1 tRNA gene is annotated in these 944 nt (G+C 33.8%); it reads right to left on the minus strand.

The annotated features are described in order from the left end of the window. Window positions 1–588 precede the first annotated feature (588 nt). Window positions 589–665 (minus strand) — tRNA-Arg (locus tag ACJ2A9_RS23620). Window positions 666–944: the final 279 nt, after the last annotated feature.

The following is a 944-nucleotide window of genomic DNA, read 5'->3' on the forward strand; positions in this document are numbered from 1 at the left end:
TGACAAGATTTATTATAACACATCTATATGTTCTATGCAACATTTTTTAAAAGTTATTTGATGTGTTTGATATCTCTGAATGAGTAATTAAATATAAAATCCTTCACCAGAGACAAAAGTTATAATATCACATTTAGTAATTCCGCGCAATATGTTTTATAAAAAAATTTTTATAAAAGCGTTATTGCCTTTATAGAATTACATACTAATATAAAGTATCGCTCATTAGCGATAAATAATACTATATCACAATGAAATTTTCAGTGCAATAGTTTTTTATTGATTATTTTTTAATACTTAACACGTAAACACTAAATCCTTTGAACACTCGCACGAAAGAAGTCCACGATTCTTTTGAAGATCTACACAAGGGTAGCGCACCAACTTATATGATCTTGAAAGAGGAATTACCCATTCACCATTTTCACTTTTTACAATTAACTTCCCAGTCTCATTGCAAATTTACCTTTTAATTCTAAAAAGATCAAATTATGTACAATAATTAGTGTTTTTACGTATGAAAAAAGGCCTAACATTAGTTAGACCATGTTTTAATCTATGTAAAATACACTTTCATACTTCCTATCATGGCGCACCCTAGAGGATTCGAACCTCTGACCGACGGCTTAGAAGGCCGTTGCTCTATCCTGCTGAGCTAAGGGCGCAGATGTCTATTTGATGTATTTTCAAAGAAGAGATCCTGTTTCTTCCTCTTCTCGTATTTCTTAGATGCTTGCTGCGTCGAAACAACTCGTCGTTGTTTCACTGATGTTTTGCTCGTTGCTGAGCTAAGGGCGCAGATGTTTATTTAAAGTATTTTCAAAGAAGGGATCCTGTTTCTTCCTCTCCTCATATTTCTTAGATGCTTGCCGGGTCTACAAGTAAAGCTACGTAGCAAGCTTCCACGTCGCAAGTTAGCATTGATAACACTCAAGTAGTTGACT

Origin of the sequence: Anaerobacillus sp. MEB173 (assembly GCF_052119505.1) — a bacterium.
Classification (GTDB): Bacteria; Bacillota; Bacilli; order Bacillales; family JBJMAU01; genus JBJMAU01.